General features: G+C 46.5%; 15 protein-coding genes and 2 tRNA genes. 11 read left to right on the top strand and 6 right to left on the bottom strand.

Annotation, left to right across the window (positions count from 1 at the left end):
* The first annotated feature begins 7 nt into the window (after window positions 1–7).
* A complete protein-coding gene (locus tag BQ9893_RS05910; RefSeq protein WP_075965153.1) occupies window positions 8–421 on the top strand; it encodes a PaaI family thioesterase in 414 nt (137 codons plus the stop codon).
* Window positions 422–455: 34 nt separating this feature from the next.
* Here the strand turns inward: BQ9893_RS05910 and BQ9893_RS05905 are convergent, their stop codons facing one another.
* Window positions 456–980: a histidine phosphatase family protein gene (locus BQ9893_RS05905; RefSeq protein ID WP_075965152.1), complete on the bottom strand. Its 525-nt coding sequence runs from the start codon at window positions 978–980 to the stop codon at window positions 456–458.
* A gap of 13 nt (window positions 981–993) precedes the next feature.
* Here BQ9893_RS05905 and BQ9893_RS05900 point away from each other — a divergent pair, with 13 nt between their 5' ends.
* Complete coding sequence (locus BQ9893_RS05900) at window positions 994–1224, top strand: hypothetical protein (RefSeq protein ID WP_139322565.1); 231 nt, start codon at window positions 994–996, stop codon at window positions 1222–1224.
* Window positions 1225–1403: 179 nt separating this feature from the next.
* On the opposite strand, the gene BQ9893_RS05895 is transcribed toward BQ9893_RS05900, so the two are convergent.
* From BQ9893_RS05895 to BQ9893_RS05880, 4 genes are all read right to left on the bottom strand, one after another.
* Window positions 1404–1475, bottom strand: a tRNA-Met gene (locus BQ9893_RS05895).
* Between the two features lie 135 nt (window positions 1476–1610).
* Window positions 1611–1928 carry a chaperone modulator CbpM gene (locus tag BQ9893_RS05890; RefSeq protein ID WP_075965150.1) on the bottom strand — a complete coding sequence of 106 codons (318 nt, stop codon included), beginning with the start codon at window positions 1926–1928 and terminating at the stop codon, window positions 1611–1613.
* Between the two features lie 14 nt (window positions 1929–1942).
* Window positions 1943–2848, bottom strand: a complete 906-nt coding sequence (locus BQ9893_RS05885) for a DnaJ C-terminal domain-containing protein (protein ID WP_075965149.1) — start codon at window positions 2846–2848, stop codon at window positions 1943–1945.
* 161 nt (window positions 2849–3009) lie between these two features.
* Window positions 3010–3081, bottom strand: a tRNA-Met gene (locus BQ9893_RS05880).
* Window positions 3082–3358: 277 nt separating this feature from the next.
* On the opposite strand from BQ9893_RS05880, the gene BQ9893_RS05875 reads away from it, so the two are divergent.
* The 4 genes from BQ9893_RS05875 (at window position 3359) to BQ9893_RS05860 (ending at window position 6445) form a co-directional block, all read left to right on the top strand.
* Entirely contained in the window at window positions 3359–3952 is a 594-nt protein-coding gene (locus BQ9893_RS05875; protein WP_005641117.1) for a TetR/AcrR family transcriptional regulator, read from the top strand.
* 14 nt (window positions 3953–3966) lie between these two features.
* Window positions 3967–4911 carry a 3-oxoacyl-ACP synthase III family protein gene (locus BQ9893_RS05870; protein ID WP_075965148.1) on the top strand — a complete coding sequence of 315 codons (945 nt, stop codon included), beginning with the start codon at window positions 3967–3969 and terminating at the stop codon, window positions 4909–4911.
* 18 nt (window positions 4912–4929) lie between these two features.
* Window positions 4930–5676: a 3-oxoacyl-[acyl-carrier-protein] reductase gene (fabG, locus tag BQ9893_RS05865; RefSeq protein ID WP_075965147.1), complete on the top strand. Its 747-nt coding sequence runs from the start codon at window positions 4930–4932 to the stop codon at window positions 5674–5676.
* Window positions 5677–5761: 85 nt separating this feature from the next.
* Entirely contained in the window at window positions 5762–6445 is a 684-nt protein-coding gene (locus BQ9893_RS05860; protein WP_075965146.1) for an RluA family pseudouridine synthase, read from the top strand.
* 49 nt (window positions 6446–6494) lie between these two features.
* On the opposite strand, the gene BQ9893_RS05855 is transcribed toward BQ9893_RS05860, so the two are convergent.
* Window positions 6495–7424: a DMT family transporter gene (locus BQ9893_RS05855; RefSeq protein WP_075965145.1), complete on the bottom strand. Its 930-nt coding sequence runs from the start codon at window positions 7422–7424 to the stop codon at window positions 6495–6497.
* Window positions 7425–7615: 191 nt separating this feature from the next.
* Here BQ9893_RS05855 and BQ9893_RS05850 point away from each other — a divergent pair, with 191 nt between their 5' ends.
* Genes BQ9893_RS05850 through uvrB form a run of 5 tightly spaced genes read left to right on the top strand, consistent with a single transcriptional unit; the run spans window position 7616 to window position 13825 of the window.
* A complete protein-coding gene (locus tag BQ9893_RS05850; RefSeq protein ID WP_075965144.1) occupies window positions 7616–8353 on the top strand; it encodes a copper homeostasis protein CutC in 738 nt (245 codons plus the stop codon).
* Window positions 8354–8383: 30 nt separating this feature from the next.
* Window positions 8384–10462: an alpha-galactosidase gene (locus BQ9893_RS05845; protein ID WP_075965143.1), complete on the top strand. Its 2079-nt coding sequence runs from the start codon at window positions 8384–8386 to the stop codon at window positions 10460–10462.
* A 50-nt stretch (window positions 10463–10512) separates the two neighbouring features.
* The gene (locus BQ9893_RS05840) at window positions 10513–10707 is read left to right on the top strand and encodes a PspC domain-containing protein (RefSeq protein ID WP_075965142.1); all 195 of its coding nucleotides are present in this window, start codon (window positions 10513–10515) and stop codon (window positions 10705–10707) included.
* Window positions 10708–10723: 16 nt separating this feature from the next.
* Entirely contained in the window at window positions 10724–11743 is a 1020-nt protein-coding gene (locus BQ9893_RS05835; protein WP_075965141.1) for a hypothetical protein, read from the top strand.
* Window positions 11744–11797: 54 nt separating this feature from the next.
* Window positions 11798–13825, top strand: coding sequence for an excinuclease ABC subunit UvrB (uvrB, locus tag BQ9893_RS05830; protein WP_075965140.1), 2028 nt, complete (start codon window positions 11798–11800; stop codon window positions 13823–13825).
* The last annotated feature ends 2 nt before the right edge of the window (window positions 13826–13827 follow it).

Raw genomic sequence — 13827 nt, 5'->3', positions numbered from 1 at the left:
ATAATATATGGATCAGGAAGTAAAGGAACGGCTGATAAGCCGTGTGAATACGAATCCGTATGTCAATCATTTAGGAATTGATTTTACGGTGGTGGAAGAGGGAAGGGTAGAGGCCCGCATGCCTTTGCACGATGAACAGCGGCAGTATAGCGGTGTTATTCATGGGGGTGTCCTGGCAGCTCTTGCCGATACGATTGCCGGTTTTGCCGCTTACACGATGCTGCCTTTGGATCGCGACGTACTGACCGCCGAACTTAAAATATCCTTTTTACGGGCGGCTTGGGGAGAAGAATTGATTGCAAAAGGCTATGTGGTGAAACCGGGAAGACATCTCCACTTTTGTGAATGTGAGATTTATTGTGATGATAAGTTAGTTAGCAAATCATCGGGTACTTTCTGTGTAGTTCATCCCCAGATATAAAAGCATATTGCTGAAAAAATAGACCATCTGAAGATTACGGCAGCGTGAAACGCAGGCATGCCGTGTTCTTCATGATCGGTAAAGTCAGTATCTTCTCCGTAGGCAGTTTCTCTAACTGCGCGATGATGGCACGATTGAAGCCGCCATGTCCGATTGCCAGAATCCGTTTCCCCGGAAATTCCTTTTTCAGGAAATTGACAAAATCCCCCGCTCTTTTATACAAGGCGTCTATAGTCTCCACGCTTTCGGGTAGTGTCGTAAAATCCATTTCATCCGCTATTTTTCCGGTATATATGCCCCAGTCCATTTCACGAAGGAGGGGTGTCGCCACCGGTTGTAATCCTTTCCGCCGGGCAACGGCCATTGCCGTGTCATAACTGCGTGCGAGGTCGCTGCACACGATCACGTCCAATTCTTCCTTGTCCAGCATTTCAGCCAGTGCCTCGGCCTGCTGTTTACCCTGTTCCGACAGGTGGCCGGGAAGTTGGCCTTGCATAATATGTCGTTTGTTTTCTTCCGTCTCGCCGTGGCGGCTCAGGATCAATTCTATCTGACTCATGTTCCTTTTTTATATGGAAACAAAGGTAAATAAAAAAAGGAAACCTTTCTTATTTTCAAGCTTTGAAACAAAAATGTCTGCGGTCGAAACAAAAGTGTTCGCGGTCGAAACTGAAATGTCTGCGGTCGAAACTGAAGTGTTCGCGGTCGAAACAAAAGTTTCAACCGAGGAAACAAAAGTTTCGACCGATGAAACAAAAGTTTCCTCGGTTGAAACTAAGGTTTCAAAGGCAGAAACTATTTGAAACTTTAGTTTCACGAAAAATATTTATTGAAACTTTTGCGTTCATCCCTACATGTAGGTATCATCCCTACATTATTTTTGCGTGTAGAAGAGTAAGCTAAGCATTTGATATGCCGTAAAATAACAAAAAGGCGACATACATTGACTGTACGTCGCCTTTTATGCTTATTCCTCAAAAAGTTGCGGAGGCAAGACTCGAACTTACGACCTTTGGGTTATGAGCCCAACGAGCTACCACTGCTCCACTCCGCGATATAGTTGTTATCATTCCTGATTGCGTGTGCAAAGGTACAAAAATATTCTTATAATCCAAATTTATTTACAAATAGATTGTAAAATATTCTTGTACCCCGACTCTGATGCCTTTATAAACTGCATTTTGATAGTTTATAAATCTTCTATCGAATCATGATTTTCTGTTTCGTATAGCCTCAGTTTACTTTTCAACCGATTAACCTCCTGTTGCAAGGACTCTACCCGGCCCAGTAAATGATGAATGGCATCTATTCCCTCTATGTTGATAGACAGGTCGTAATACATACGCGTATATCGTTCTACGTCATACAATTGGGAGGCGGGCAGGTAGCTTTCCCCTTCTACAGTATCGATCTCTATCAGGCCGCCTTTTTGCAGCAGGTAGAGAAACGATGGCTCGATATGGCATATCCGGCAGTATTCATTGACTATGATTAAATCTGTTTGCATAACAATCTCGTTTTTTAATTAAGACTTTGTATTTCGCGGAACAAATCTTTTTGTTTGTCCGTCAGATTGGTCGGGATGTCGATAGAGTAGGTTACTATCATGTCACCGAACTTCCCTTCTTCCTTATAAACAGGGAAACCTTTTCCTTTCAACCTCACTTTCGTGTTGTTTTGGGTTCCCGGTTTAATCTTGAGCTTGACTTTGCTGTCCATTGTCTCGACAATCTGCTCGCCACCGAGAATTGCCGTGTACAGATTTAAAGGAGCGGTAACGTACAAGTCATCGCCTACCCGTTTGAACCGACTGTCTTCCGGAATGTGGAAGGTGATATACAAATCGCCTGCCGGTCCGCCGTTTACACCCGGTCCGCCCTGTCCTTTCAACTTGATGGTCTGTCCGTCGGCAATACCTGCCGGAATTGTGATACGCAGGTTCTTGCCGTTTACGCTGATGATCTGTTTGTGCGTTTTGGCAGCATCTGACAAAGAGACCTGCAACTCTGTCGTGTAATCCTGTCCGCGGAAACTATAACTGCTTCTACTGCTGCGTCCACTTCTGCCACCCATACCTCCGAACATCTGTTCGAAGAAGTCTGAGAATTCGCTTCCATCGCCTGAACTGCTCCAGTAGGTTCCTCCGCCTTGTCCGTTCTGGTATTGGCGATATTGCTGTTGCTGGGCTTCGAATTCATCGGCGTGTTTCCAGTTTTCTCCATACTGGTCGTATTTCTTCCGTTTCTCCGGGTCGCTGAGCACCTCGTTGGCTTCATTTATTTCCTGAAACTTGCGGTGAGCATCGGGGTCATTCGGATTCAAATCGGGATGGTATTTCCGCGCAAGCTTTTTGTACGCCTTTTTGACGTCATCCTGCGAAGCGCTTTTGTCTACTCCCAAAATTTTGTAATAATCTATATAAGCCATATTTATATATGTTATTAAGTCTACTTCTTTTTTTGATTTTTAATACATATATAGAATAACAACAAATGTGCCGGAGAGTTCATTTCAAATTTAAATAGGTCTAATAAATTTTAGGGAAAGTAAAAAAGCCTCCGATTCTAAAGAATCAAAGGCTTGATGAGTTGCGGAGGCAAGACTCGAACTTACGACCTTTGGGTTATGAGCCCAACGAGCTACCACTGCTCCACTCCGCGATATAGTTGCTATCATTTCCTGATTGCGAGTGCAAAAGTACGATTTCTTTTTAAGAAAACAAATTTTTCGGCAATTTTCTTCGTTTTTTCATCTTTATTTTTCAGTTGGAAGAAATATCGGGAACGATTTTAGGGGAATAACCCCGTTCTTTTAGCAAGCAATTGGTCCATATCTCTATTATAAAGGTTCGTTTGGATAAAATGTAAGTATGTTTTTGGTAGTTATTATTTTTTCCGGTACTTTTGCGCACAGTTTTAATCAAAATGTGCAATACGAATGCCGATGACAGTTTCTAAAACACGTGAGATGTTGGTGGATGTGGCCAGACAATTGTTTGCCCGCATGGGGGTGGATAATACGACAATGAACGATATTGCACAGGCATCCAAAAAGGGAAGGCGCACGCTTTACACCTATTTTAAAAGTAAAAATGAAATTTATCTGGCTGTAGTCGAGTCCGAGCTGGACCAACTATACAAGATGCTGCAGGATGTAGCGGCGAAAGACTTACCGGCAGACGAGAAGTTGATGACGTTTCTTTATGCAAGATTGGATGCTATCAAGGCGCTGGTGTTTCGTAACGGGACATTGAAAGCTAATTTTTTTCGTGATATTTGGCGGGTGGAGAAGATCAGGAAGAATTTCGATATCCGTGAGACGGAACTGATACAGGGAATTTTGGAAGCCGGGGTGAAGGAAGGTATTTTTGCGATGCCTGATACCGAGATTACGGCGGTCGTCCTTCACCATGCCTTGAAGGGGTTGGAAGTTCCGTACATACGTGGAATCATGGGGGATAATATCAGCCAGCGGATTAAACGGAGAGATAATGTAATGAATTTGATATTCAATGGTATAAAGATAAAGTAACACGAAACTGAGGAATGTTTATTAATGCAACAGGGTTTTATGTACCTGAAGAACGGGTCGATAACCAACATTTTTTAGAGTTAAACGGGCTAACCAGTGAATGGATTGAACAGCGTACAGGGATTCGTTCCCGGTCTAAGGCGAAAGCGGAGGAAAATATCAATACTATGAGTATGGAAGCTGTTCGTAACGCTCTACCTAAATTACCGTATGATATTACGGATGTGGATTTGATTATTTCAGCCTCTTATTCTCCGTACGATACGGTAGCGACTGCGGCTCATCTTGCTCAGCATGAATTCAATATTGAAAATGCAAAAGCGCTCTATCTTTCTTCCGCCTGTTCTTCATTTTTGAATGCACTGGAAGTTGTGGAAGGATATTTTGCCATGGGAAAAGCGACAAAAGCATTGGTCCTTTCTGCCGACAAGAACTCTGCCTACTATAACGAAACAGATCCGAAAGCAGGCCATCTTTGGGGCGATGCGGCAGCGGCTTTCTTCATTTCGAAAGAGCGCATTTCGGAAAAGGATTCCGAAATTGTAGAAGTATATACACAAGGACTCGGTTACCTGGGCAAGGCACCGGATGCGGTTCATCTTCGTCCGCGAGACGGCGGCATCATGATGCCGGAAGGACGCGATGTGTTTATCCAGGCTTGCACCTATATGCCGAAGAACGTGCTCTATCTGTTGGAAAAGAATGGCTATACGTTGGACAACCTGACATATTTCATCGGTCATCAGGCCAATATGCGTATCATGTCCAATATAGCTAAACAGCTCAATTTGGCGGAAGAGAAATTTCTGCATAATATTGAAGAATTGGGAAATACCGGTTCGGTAAGCTCTGCACTGGTATACGCCCAAAATGATCATAGTTTCAAGAATGGTGACCTGGTGGCCATTACCGTGTTCGGCGGTGGCTATTCTACGGGTGCATGCTTGATCAAGTGTTGAATTTAAATTGGAATTAATATGAAATTATTAGAAGGTAAAGTGGCAATTGTTACCGGTGCCGCACGTGGTATTGGCAAGGCGATTGCATTGAAGTTCGCTTCTGAAGGAGCAAACATCGCATTCACAGATTTGGTGATTGATGAAAATGGTCTGGCTACCCAGAAAGAAATCGAAGCATTGGGTGTTAAAGCAAAAGGCTATGCTTCCAACGCTGCCAATTTCGAAGAAACACACAATGTCGTAGCTGAAATCGTAAAGGATTTCGGCCGTGTGGATATCCTTGTGAACAATGCGGGTATCACGAAAGACGGTCTGATGATGCGTATGAGCGAAGGCCAATGGGATGCTGTTATCGGTGTCAACCTGAAATCGGCTTTCAACTTTATCCACGCTTGTACTCCGGTGATGATGAAACAGCGTTCGGGCAGCATTATAAATATGGCTTCCGTCGTAGGTGTACACGGCAATGCCGGCCAGAGTAACTATTCGGCATCCAAGGCCGGTATGATTGGTTTGGCTAAGTCTATCGCACAGGAACTGGGTTCACGCGGTATCCGTGCCAATGCAATCGCTCCGGGCTTCATTATTACCGATATGACAGCCGGTCTGCCGGAAGAAGTAAAGGCCGAATGGGCAAAGAAGATTCCTCTGCGTCGTGGCGGTACGCCTGAAGATGTGGCAAACATCGCTACATTCCTGGCTTCCGATATGTCTTCTTATGTATCAGGCCAGGTGATCCAAGTTGATGGCGGCATGAATATGTAAATAAATTTATGATTTATAATTTATGATTTCAAACATCACCAATATAAATCATAAATTATAAATCATAAATCATAAATCTGAACTCATGGAGGTTATTTACGAAGATAATCATATCATAGCGGTGAACAAGACTTGCCGTGAGATTGTACAAGGAGATAAAACCGGTGATACTCCTCTTTCGGACATGCTGAAGGTATGGCTGAAAGAAAAATATTGTAAGCCTGGAAATGTTTTTGTCGGTGTTACGCATCGTTTGGACCGCCCGGTCAGCGGTGTCGTGTTATTTGCCAAAACGAGCAAGGCGCTCGCCCGTCTGAACGAGATGTTCCGGGTTGGCGAGGTGAAGAAGACTTATTGGGCTATCGTGAAGAACTGCCCGCCGGCAGAAGAGGGCGAGTTGGTAAATTGGTTGGTCCGCAACGAGAAGCAAAACAAAAGCTATGCTTACGACACGGAACGCCCGAATGCCAAGAAAGCAATCTTGCATTATAAGCTGATTGCCCGCTCAGACAACTATTATTTGTTGGCTATAGACCTGAAGACAGGCCGTCATCATCAAATTCGTTGCCAACTTGCCAAGATGGGGTGCCCTATCAAAGGCGATTTGAAATACGGTTTTCCCCGTTCCAATCCGGACGGCGGCATCAGCCTGCATTCCCGCAGTGCCGAATTCATCCATCCTGTATCGAAACAACCGGTCAGTATTGTTGCTCCTGTGCCTGCAGATCCCCTTTGGAAAGCGATGGAGCAGTTGAGTGTAGAATGTTGAAAGTAGTTTCGACTTTCTGCCGATTTATAAACAGGATGCGAAGTCGCTTTTATTTTTCTCCTTTTAGCTGTTTTAGCTGTTCCCTTGATTTACTTCGTGTAACGATATAAACTCCAAGGAATACTAACGCGATTGCAATGCTTTTCATCAATCCGAACGTATCCAGGCCGACTATAACCGTAATGATGGATGCGATGATCGGCTGGACATAATTGTACATGGTCGCAACTGTCGGGCGTAAAATCCGTTGGCCGATCGGGACGAGAAGGTAAGCGAAGAATGTTCCTCCCAATACGACAATCGCAATGTTCAGGTAGATATTCAGGGGCAGAGTGGCGAAGTCGATGCTTGCGACACTGTTGTAGGAGAAGGGAATCGTGCAGATTGCCGAATAGGTGAACATCCATTTCATCAGCGTCACCGGTGAGTACCGTCCGATCAGTCCTTTGTAGACAACTACATAAATTGAAAAACTGCATTGTGCGATCAGACAAAGGATATCCCCCCACACGTTACTGCTGCCATTCCCGGTTGTAGCCGCCTGCTGTCCGCTCAATATAAGTGTCAGGGCACCTGCCGCTCCGACAAAGATACCGAGTATCTTTGTTCCCGTAATCGGCTCTTTCAAATAGAAAGCGGCGATGACCATGGTGATGATGGGCGTGGAAGTGGCAACGATCGTTGCGTCTATAGGTGAAGTCAACGACACGCCGAATATATAGGTTCCCTGGTTGAATACGATTCCGAAGAGGGCGGCGAAGAACAGATGTTTCAAGTCTTCATGAGGAACATGTTCCTTACGGGTGAAGATCGATGCGATCCAAAATACGATTGCTGCGCCCAACATTCGGAAGGTCGTTAGAGAGACTGCATTTACTAATCCACTGGATAAGACAATTTTGGAAGAGGGCGACATACATCCCCACAATACGTTTGCCATCAGCATGGCCAAATGCCCTTTGTAAGCTTCTGATTTCATGATAACCTGTTTATCTTTGGGGGTACAAAAGTAGAAAATCCGTCAAATTAGCCAAAGCGACCTTCTGATTTTTTTGGTGTATTGGGAAACTATTTAGGGTGATGTCCTTACGTATAGATTGGGAGTATAGAAAAGTTTCGCATAATAGTTTTATCTTTGTGACTAATAGAAACAATAAAGGTAAGATTCTTATGAAACCGACTCGTGTTATCGAAATTTGTGCAAACTCCGCGCAAAGCTGTGTGGAAGCAGAAGCCGGAGGGGCTAAGCGTGTGGAACTTTGTGCCGGTATTCCGGAAGGGGGGACGACTCCCAGCTACGGGGAGATCCGGACGGCACAAGTACTCACTTCGTCTATCGATATAAATGTGATTATTCGTCCGCGTGGAGGCGACTTTCTCTATACACCGGCAGAGATTCAGTCGATGTTGTTGGATATCGAACTGTGCAAACAGTTGAAGGTGCACGGTGTGGTCTTTGGTTGCCTGACGAAAGACGGGGATATCGATGTCCCTTTGATGCGCCGGCTGATCGAGGCTGCCAAGCCGCTGTCTGTCACCTGCCATCGCGCTTTTGATGTTTGCCGAGACCCCTTTGCCGCTTTGGAGCAGTTGATTGGATTAGGTTGCGACCGTATCCTGACTTCCGGTCAGCAGTCCGATGCCGTGAAAGGGATTCCCCTCATTGCCGAACTGGTGAAACGTGCGGCAGGACGCATCATTATCATGCCAGGATGCGGGGTTCGGGAGAATAACATCGCTCGTATCGAAGCGGAAACTGGAGCGAAGGAGTTCCATACATCCGCGCGCAGCATCGTCTACAGCAAGATGGAATACCGGAACGAGAATGTCCCGATGGGAAGCAGTATCGTATCCTCCGAGTTCGAGACGGTCGAAACGGACCGCAAGAAGGTGTCTGCCTACCTGTAAGGAAACCATTTATAATATTTCAATATCAATATGAAAAAACAGTTGTTGGGGGTAACCCTGTTCTCATTATTTTTGACCGCTCCGACTTTTGCAGTCCAATCATATAAGAAGGTGGCGGAAGATTGTAAGATAGAGTTGAAACAAGACACGCTGACAATCGAAAACAGTTTGATCAAGCGTAGCTGGCTCTGGAATAACGGCAATCTGATTACTTGTAAACTGGAAGATAAAGGGAATGGCTTGGTTTGGCGGCTTCGGAACAATCAGCCAGACCTCTCCCTCCCCGGCGAGGAAAAGGAGGGGAGCGAAGCTTCTGTCCGGATAGAGGAAGTACCTGCTTCTTTGCAATATACAAACCATCTGCGTGCAACGGTGGAGTATAAAGCCGGGAATTTGCAGGTGAGGAAAATTCTCAAGATATATCCTGGTTGTCCAGCCATCGCCTGCGAATTGTATCTGAAAGGACAGGCTTCGCAGAAATGGATAAAGGCGTTGGATAATCCTGCCGACTTGCAGAATATAGAAAAACTGACGCAAAATTCGCAAGGCGGGAATGTCCCGGTGATGGAACAGCTTATGCTGGAAGGAAAGCACTGGCAGTTGGAGGCAGTGGAGTTTTTTGACGTCACCGACCGTTTTAATACATTGGTTCGCCCTGTTCATGCACTTTCTTATCGGGATTGTCTCTATCGTGGCAATCTGCTGTTTGCAGAGAATATGGAGAAAGAAGCCGGCTTTTTCATGTTGAAAGAGGCGCCTACGTCAAATGTGCAGCTCTACTATCCGGGTGGTGATTATCTGGTGAGCGAGGGAACTTTCCGGATGGTCGGTTTGGGGGTCGACAGTGCGGATATAAAGACTGATGAGTGGACAAAGGCTTATAGCTATGTGACCGGAACCTACCGTTCAGGTGAGAAACAGAAACGGATGGCGCTTCGTAATTACCAGATGCGCATTCGCCCGTTCCTCGAAGACCGCGACGAGATGGTGATGCTGAATACCTGGGGCGACAGGGGACAAGACACACGTGTGAACGAGGCTTTCTGTCTGAAGGAACTGGAACTGGCAGCCAAGTTGGGAATCACTCATTTCCAGATCGATGACGGATGGCAGGCCGGACGTAGTGCAAACTCTGCCTATGGTGGCAGTTTCAAGAATATTTGGGATAACCCGGATTACTGGACACCCGATCCGATCCGTTTTCCGAATGGCCTGGCGCCTATCGTGAAACGTGGTAAAGAGTTAGGAATCGAAGTGTGTCTTTGGTTCAATCCCAGCATACAACATGATTATGCCGATTGGCAGAAAGATGCTGATGCGCTGATCGCCTTGTATGAGAAATATGGTATCCGTACCTTTAAAATCGATGGGACTTTTTTTGATAACAAATTGGCAGAAAGCCGTCTGCGCAGTCTCTATAACCGGGTGATGGAAGCGACCGGATGGAAAGCTGTCTTGAACCTGGACGCGACAGCCGGACGAAGGGGAGGATATTTCTTCTTCAATGAATATGGAAACATCTTTTTGGAAAACCGTTATACGGATTGGGGTAACTATTATCCGTACTGGTCGCTGCGTAACCTGTGGATGCTGTCACGCTATGTCGCTCCCCAGTCGTTGCAGATCGAATTCCTGAACAAATGGCGTAACAAGGAGAAATATACCGGTGATAAATTCGCTCCGTCAACTTATTCATTCGATTATTTGTTTGCAATAACGATGGCAGCCCAGCCATTGGCCTGGTTTGAAGCAGCTAACTTGCCGGACGAAGCTTTTTCGACAGGCGAAGTGATCAAGAAATATAAAACGGTACAGCATGATTTCCATACCGGATATGTCTTTCCTGTGGGAGATGAGCCTTCGGGTAAGTCATGGTGTGGTTTCCAGTCCGTGAAGGACAAGAAAGGATATTTCCTGTTGTTCAGGGAGTTTAACAAGGAGGAGTCATTCGATATGGATACGTTCTTCGAACCGGGCGAACAGGTCGAATTTACTCCGGTTCTCGGTGCAGGAAAAGCATTTCGCAGTATGGTCGACAAGGACGGGCGGATTCGTTTTTCCCTTTCGGAACCGAACAGCTATGTGTTGTATAGTTATCGAGTATTATAAGTATATTTGTAACGTAAAATAAAGGATAAACAATAAAAAACGAAAGAACAATGGAAGAACCTAAAAAACTTTACCGTTCGAATAACGGGATGATAGCAGGTGTTTGTGCGGGTATCGCCGATTATTTCGGTTGGGACCCTACATTAGTGCGTATCGGGTATATATTATTAAGTATCTTTACGGTGTTTTCCGGTGTGATCGCTTACCTGATCCTCTGGATGGTTATACCTAAACAACTTGAATAATGAAAGGAAAGATGGAATGAGCCGATGGAGCGGGGTGATTTGGGGCTTGATGGTGCTGGGCTTGTCTTGTACGCAACCGCCGGTGCAGGAAAAATATCAGAAAAGCCGGGACAAAGTGGTCGATGTGCTGGACAAGGTGGTGGAGATCGGGACCGGAGACGTGCTGGTCGGCAATAACAATCAACTGTATGTGCTGGGCGATTATTTAATTGTCGTCGAGTATAATTGGACGGCTATCGATAAGATCGTGCACCTGTTCGACAGGTTTACCTATAAACCTGTTTTGAGTACGGTAAACAAAGGACAGGGGCCGGGAGAGATAGCCAATCCCGGAGTGTTGATTATGAATGAACAAAAGGGGTGTTTCTACTTCCCTGATAATGCTCGGATGAAATTGTACACCTATGTCTTGGATAGCCTGCTGGTCAATCCCGACTATATGCCTGCGGTCAAATGTACTTTCCCGGAAGACCGTGTGCCGAGCGATGTCGTCTATGTTTCCGACACGCTTTGTATCGGTAGGACGATCGTCCCGATCGGGACAAATGATTTCAAAACTGCTGTCGGATGTTGGAATATGCAGACGGGGAAAGTCCGTCTGATGCCCTACGAACATCCTGAGATTAAAAAGAAACGAGCGGCTTGCATCGTTTCGATGGAGCATGGCATCTATGTGGATGTTTATTCGCGGGACGACCTGCTGACGATCTGTGATTTGGATGGAAATCTGAAATACAATGTTTATGGTCCGGTATGGCGGCATGGCGAGTGGAATGATGTCTATCAACATATCGATGGCGTGTTTTGCGGTGACAAGATCGTGACGGCTTATTCCGGAAAACATCGTCAGGAGGAAGACGGATTTACGGCTTCTCTGTTGCTGGTATTCGATTTGGATGGTAATTATCTGAAGACGCTTGATGTCGGCCGTCCTGTGGTCAGGCTTTGCTATGACGATCGCAATAAACGTTTGCTGTTGAGCATGAACGACGAGATGCAGTTTGGTTATCTCTCGTTGGACGAGTTACTCCGGTAAAACGAAGGGCCGGATTTCCCTGAATGCGTAACTGTATAACCTATTAAATAAAGAATGAATTTTGAATTATCTTCTCCATTCAGTCCGACAGGCGATCAGCCGGAAGCGATAGCCGCTTTGTCTGACGGTATAAAGAATGGTGTGCCTTTCCAGACCTTATTAGGGGTGACAGGGTCCGGAAAGACTTTTACTATCGCCAATGTGATCAAGGAAGTGCAGAAGCCGACCTTGATCCTGAGTCATAACAAAACCCTCGCTGCCCAGTTGTACAGTGAGTTCAAGGCCTTTTTCCCGAACAATGCCGTCGAATATTTCGTCTCCTATTACGATTATTACCAGCCGGAGGCTTACCTGCCGACGACGGACACCTATATAGAAAAGGATTTGCAGATCAACGACGAGATCGATAAACTTCGCCTGCGTGCAACCGCTTCGCTGTTGTCGGGGCGGAAGGATGTTATTGTCGTTTCGTCTGTCTCCTGCCTGTATGGCATGGCAGACCCGACAGCTTTTGCCGAGAAGGTGGTGCATCTGGAGAAGGGAATGCGGATAGACCGGGATAAACTGTTGCGTCGTTTCGTGGATGCCCTTTATGTCAATAATAAAATAGAGTTCAACAGAGGCTGCTTTCGTGTAAACGGCGATACGGTTGATATTTTTCCGGCTATCGAAACTTTTGACGGAGCAGCCTATCGTATCGAGTTCTGGGATGACGAGGTAGACCGTATCTCTTCGTTCGATCCGCAGACCGGGCAGGAGATAGACGAGCAGGATGAACTGAATATCTATCCGACCAACCTCTTCGTGACCACCCAGGAACGTATCAACACCGCTATCGGACAGATCGATGTCGATCTGGGGACGCAAGTGAATTACCTGCGGGAGATAGGCAAGCCTTACGAAGCGAAACGTTTGTATGAGCGTGTCACGTTCGACCTGGAAATGATACGCGAACTGGGGCATTGCTCCGGTATCGAGAACTATTCCCGCTATTTCGACGGTAGACAGGCGGGCGAACGGCCTTTCTGCCTGCTCGATTATTTCCCGAAAGACTTTCTGTTGGTGGTCGATGAGAGCCACGTGACGATTCCGCAGATACGGGCGATGTACGGAGGTGATTATTCCCGAAAGAAAAACCTGGTGGATTATGGTTTCCGTCTGCCGGCAGCGATGGATAACCGCCCGTTGACATTCGATGAGTTCGAGTCGCTGACTCCGCTGGCGATTTACGTGAGTGCGACGCCTGCCGACTACGAGCTGGCTAAGAGCGAAGGGATCGTGGTGGACCAGGTGATCCGTCCGACTGGCTTGCTCGACCCGGTTATCGAGGTGCGTCCGACGCTGAACCAGATCGACGACCTGATGGAGGAGATCACGCAACGTGCCGCTGTAGACGAACGGGTACTGGTGACGACCTTGACGAAACGTATGGCGGAGGAACTGACTACATACCTGACACGCATGGGAATCCGCTGCAACTATATCCATAGCGATGTCGATACGTTGGAGCGCATTCAGATCATGGACGATTTGCGGAAAGGGCTGTTCGATGTGCTGATCGGTGTCAACCTGCTACGTGAAGGGCTTGACTTGCCGGAAGTCTCTTTGGTTGCCATCTTAGATGCCGATAAGGAAGGTTTCCTGCGCTCGCACCGTTCGCTGACGCAGACAGCCGGGCGTGCCGCCCGAAATGTGAACGGGAAGGTAATCTTCTACGCTGACAAGATAACAGACAGCATGCGCCTGACGATGGACGAAACGGCCCGCAGGCGTGAAAAACAGCTCGCTTATAACGAAAAACATGGTATTACACCTAAGCAGGTCATTAAAAACAGTGTTTCCCTGGTAGCGGAGAAACAACAACCGTCTACCGGCGAACCGTATGCTTACGTGGAACCGGAGCCCAGTCTGGTTGCAGATCCGGTAGTTCAGTATATGAACCGTAAACAGCTTGAAAAAGCGATCGAACGGACGAAGAAGCAGATGATGGAGGCGGCCAAGAAGCTGGACTTTATCGAAGCTGCGCAGTTCCGTGACGAGTTGGTGAAGTTGGAAGACCTGTTGGCGGCAAAGAAGGATTGAAT

It is taken from the genome of Parabacteroides massiliensis, from assembly GCF_900155425.1.
Lineage (GTDB): Bacteria > Bacteroidota > Bacteroidia > Bacteroidales > Tannerellaceae > Parabacteroides > Parabacteroides massiliensis.
Note: the sequence above shows the minus strand (reverse complement) of the source record. Positions and strands in the feature narration are given on the sequence as shown.

Bases quoted from the DNA above. Each gene is read 5' to 3' on its own strand.
- fabG (WP_075965147.1), top strand. From the start codon at position 4,930: ATGAAATTATTAGAAGGTAAAGTGGCAATTGTTACCGGTGCCGCACGT.
- BQ9893_RS05845 (WP_075965143.1), top strand. From the start codon at position 8,384: ATGAAAAAACAGTTGTTGGGGGTAACCCTGTTCTCATTATTTTTGACC.
- BQ9893_RS05850 (WP_075965144.1), top strand. From the start codon at position 7,616: ATGAAACCGACTCGTGTTATCGAAATTTGTGCAAACTCCGCGCAAAGC.
- BQ9893_RS05860 (WP_075965146.1), top strand. From the start codon at position 5,762: ATGGAGGTTATTTACGAAGATAATCATATCATAGCGGTGAACAAGACT.
- BQ9893_RS05835 (WP_075965141.1), top strand. From the start codon at position 10,724: ATGAGCCGATGGAGCGGGGTGATTTGGGGCTTGATGGTGCTGGGCTTG.
- BQ9893_RS05885 (WP_075965149.1), bottom strand. From the start codon at position 2,848: ATGGCTTATATAGATTATTACAAAATTTTGGGAGTAGACAAAAGCGCT.
- BQ9893_RS05855 (WP_075965145.1), bottom strand. From the start codon at position 7,424: ATGAAATCAGAAGCTTACAAAGGGCATTTGGCCATGCTGATGGCAAAC.
- BQ9893_RS05905 (WP_075965152.1), bottom strand. From the start codon at position 980: ATGAGTCAGATAGAATTGATCCTGAGCCGCCACGGCGAGACGGAAGAA.
- BQ9893_RS05870 (WP_075965148.1), top strand. From the start codon at position 3,967: ATGTTTATTAATGCAACAGGGTTTTATGTACCTGAAGAACGGGTCGAT.
- BQ9893_RS05875 (WP_005641117.1), top strand. From the start codon at position 3,359: ATGCCGATGACAGTTTCTAAAACACGTGAGATGTTGGTGGATGTGGCC.
- BQ9893_RS05890 (WP_075965150.1), bottom strand. From the start codon at position 1,928: ATGCAAACAGATTTAATCATAGTCAATGAATACTGCCGGATATGCCAT.
- BQ9893_RS05840 (WP_075965142.1), top strand. From the start codon at position 10,513: ATGGAAGAACCTAAAAAACTTTACCGTTCGAATAACGGGATGATAGCA.
- BQ9893_RS05910 (WP_075965153.1), top strand. From the start codon at position 8: ATGGATCAGGAAGTAAAGGAACGGCTGATAAGCCGTGTGAATACGAAT.
- uvrB (WP_075965140.1), top strand. From the start codon at position 11,798: ATGAATTTTGAATTATCTTCTCCATTCAGTCCGACAGGCGATCAGCCG.
- BQ9893_RS05900 (WP_139322565.1), top strand. From the start codon at position 994: ATGGAAACAAAGGTAAATAAAAAAAGGAAACCTTTCTTATTTTCAAGC.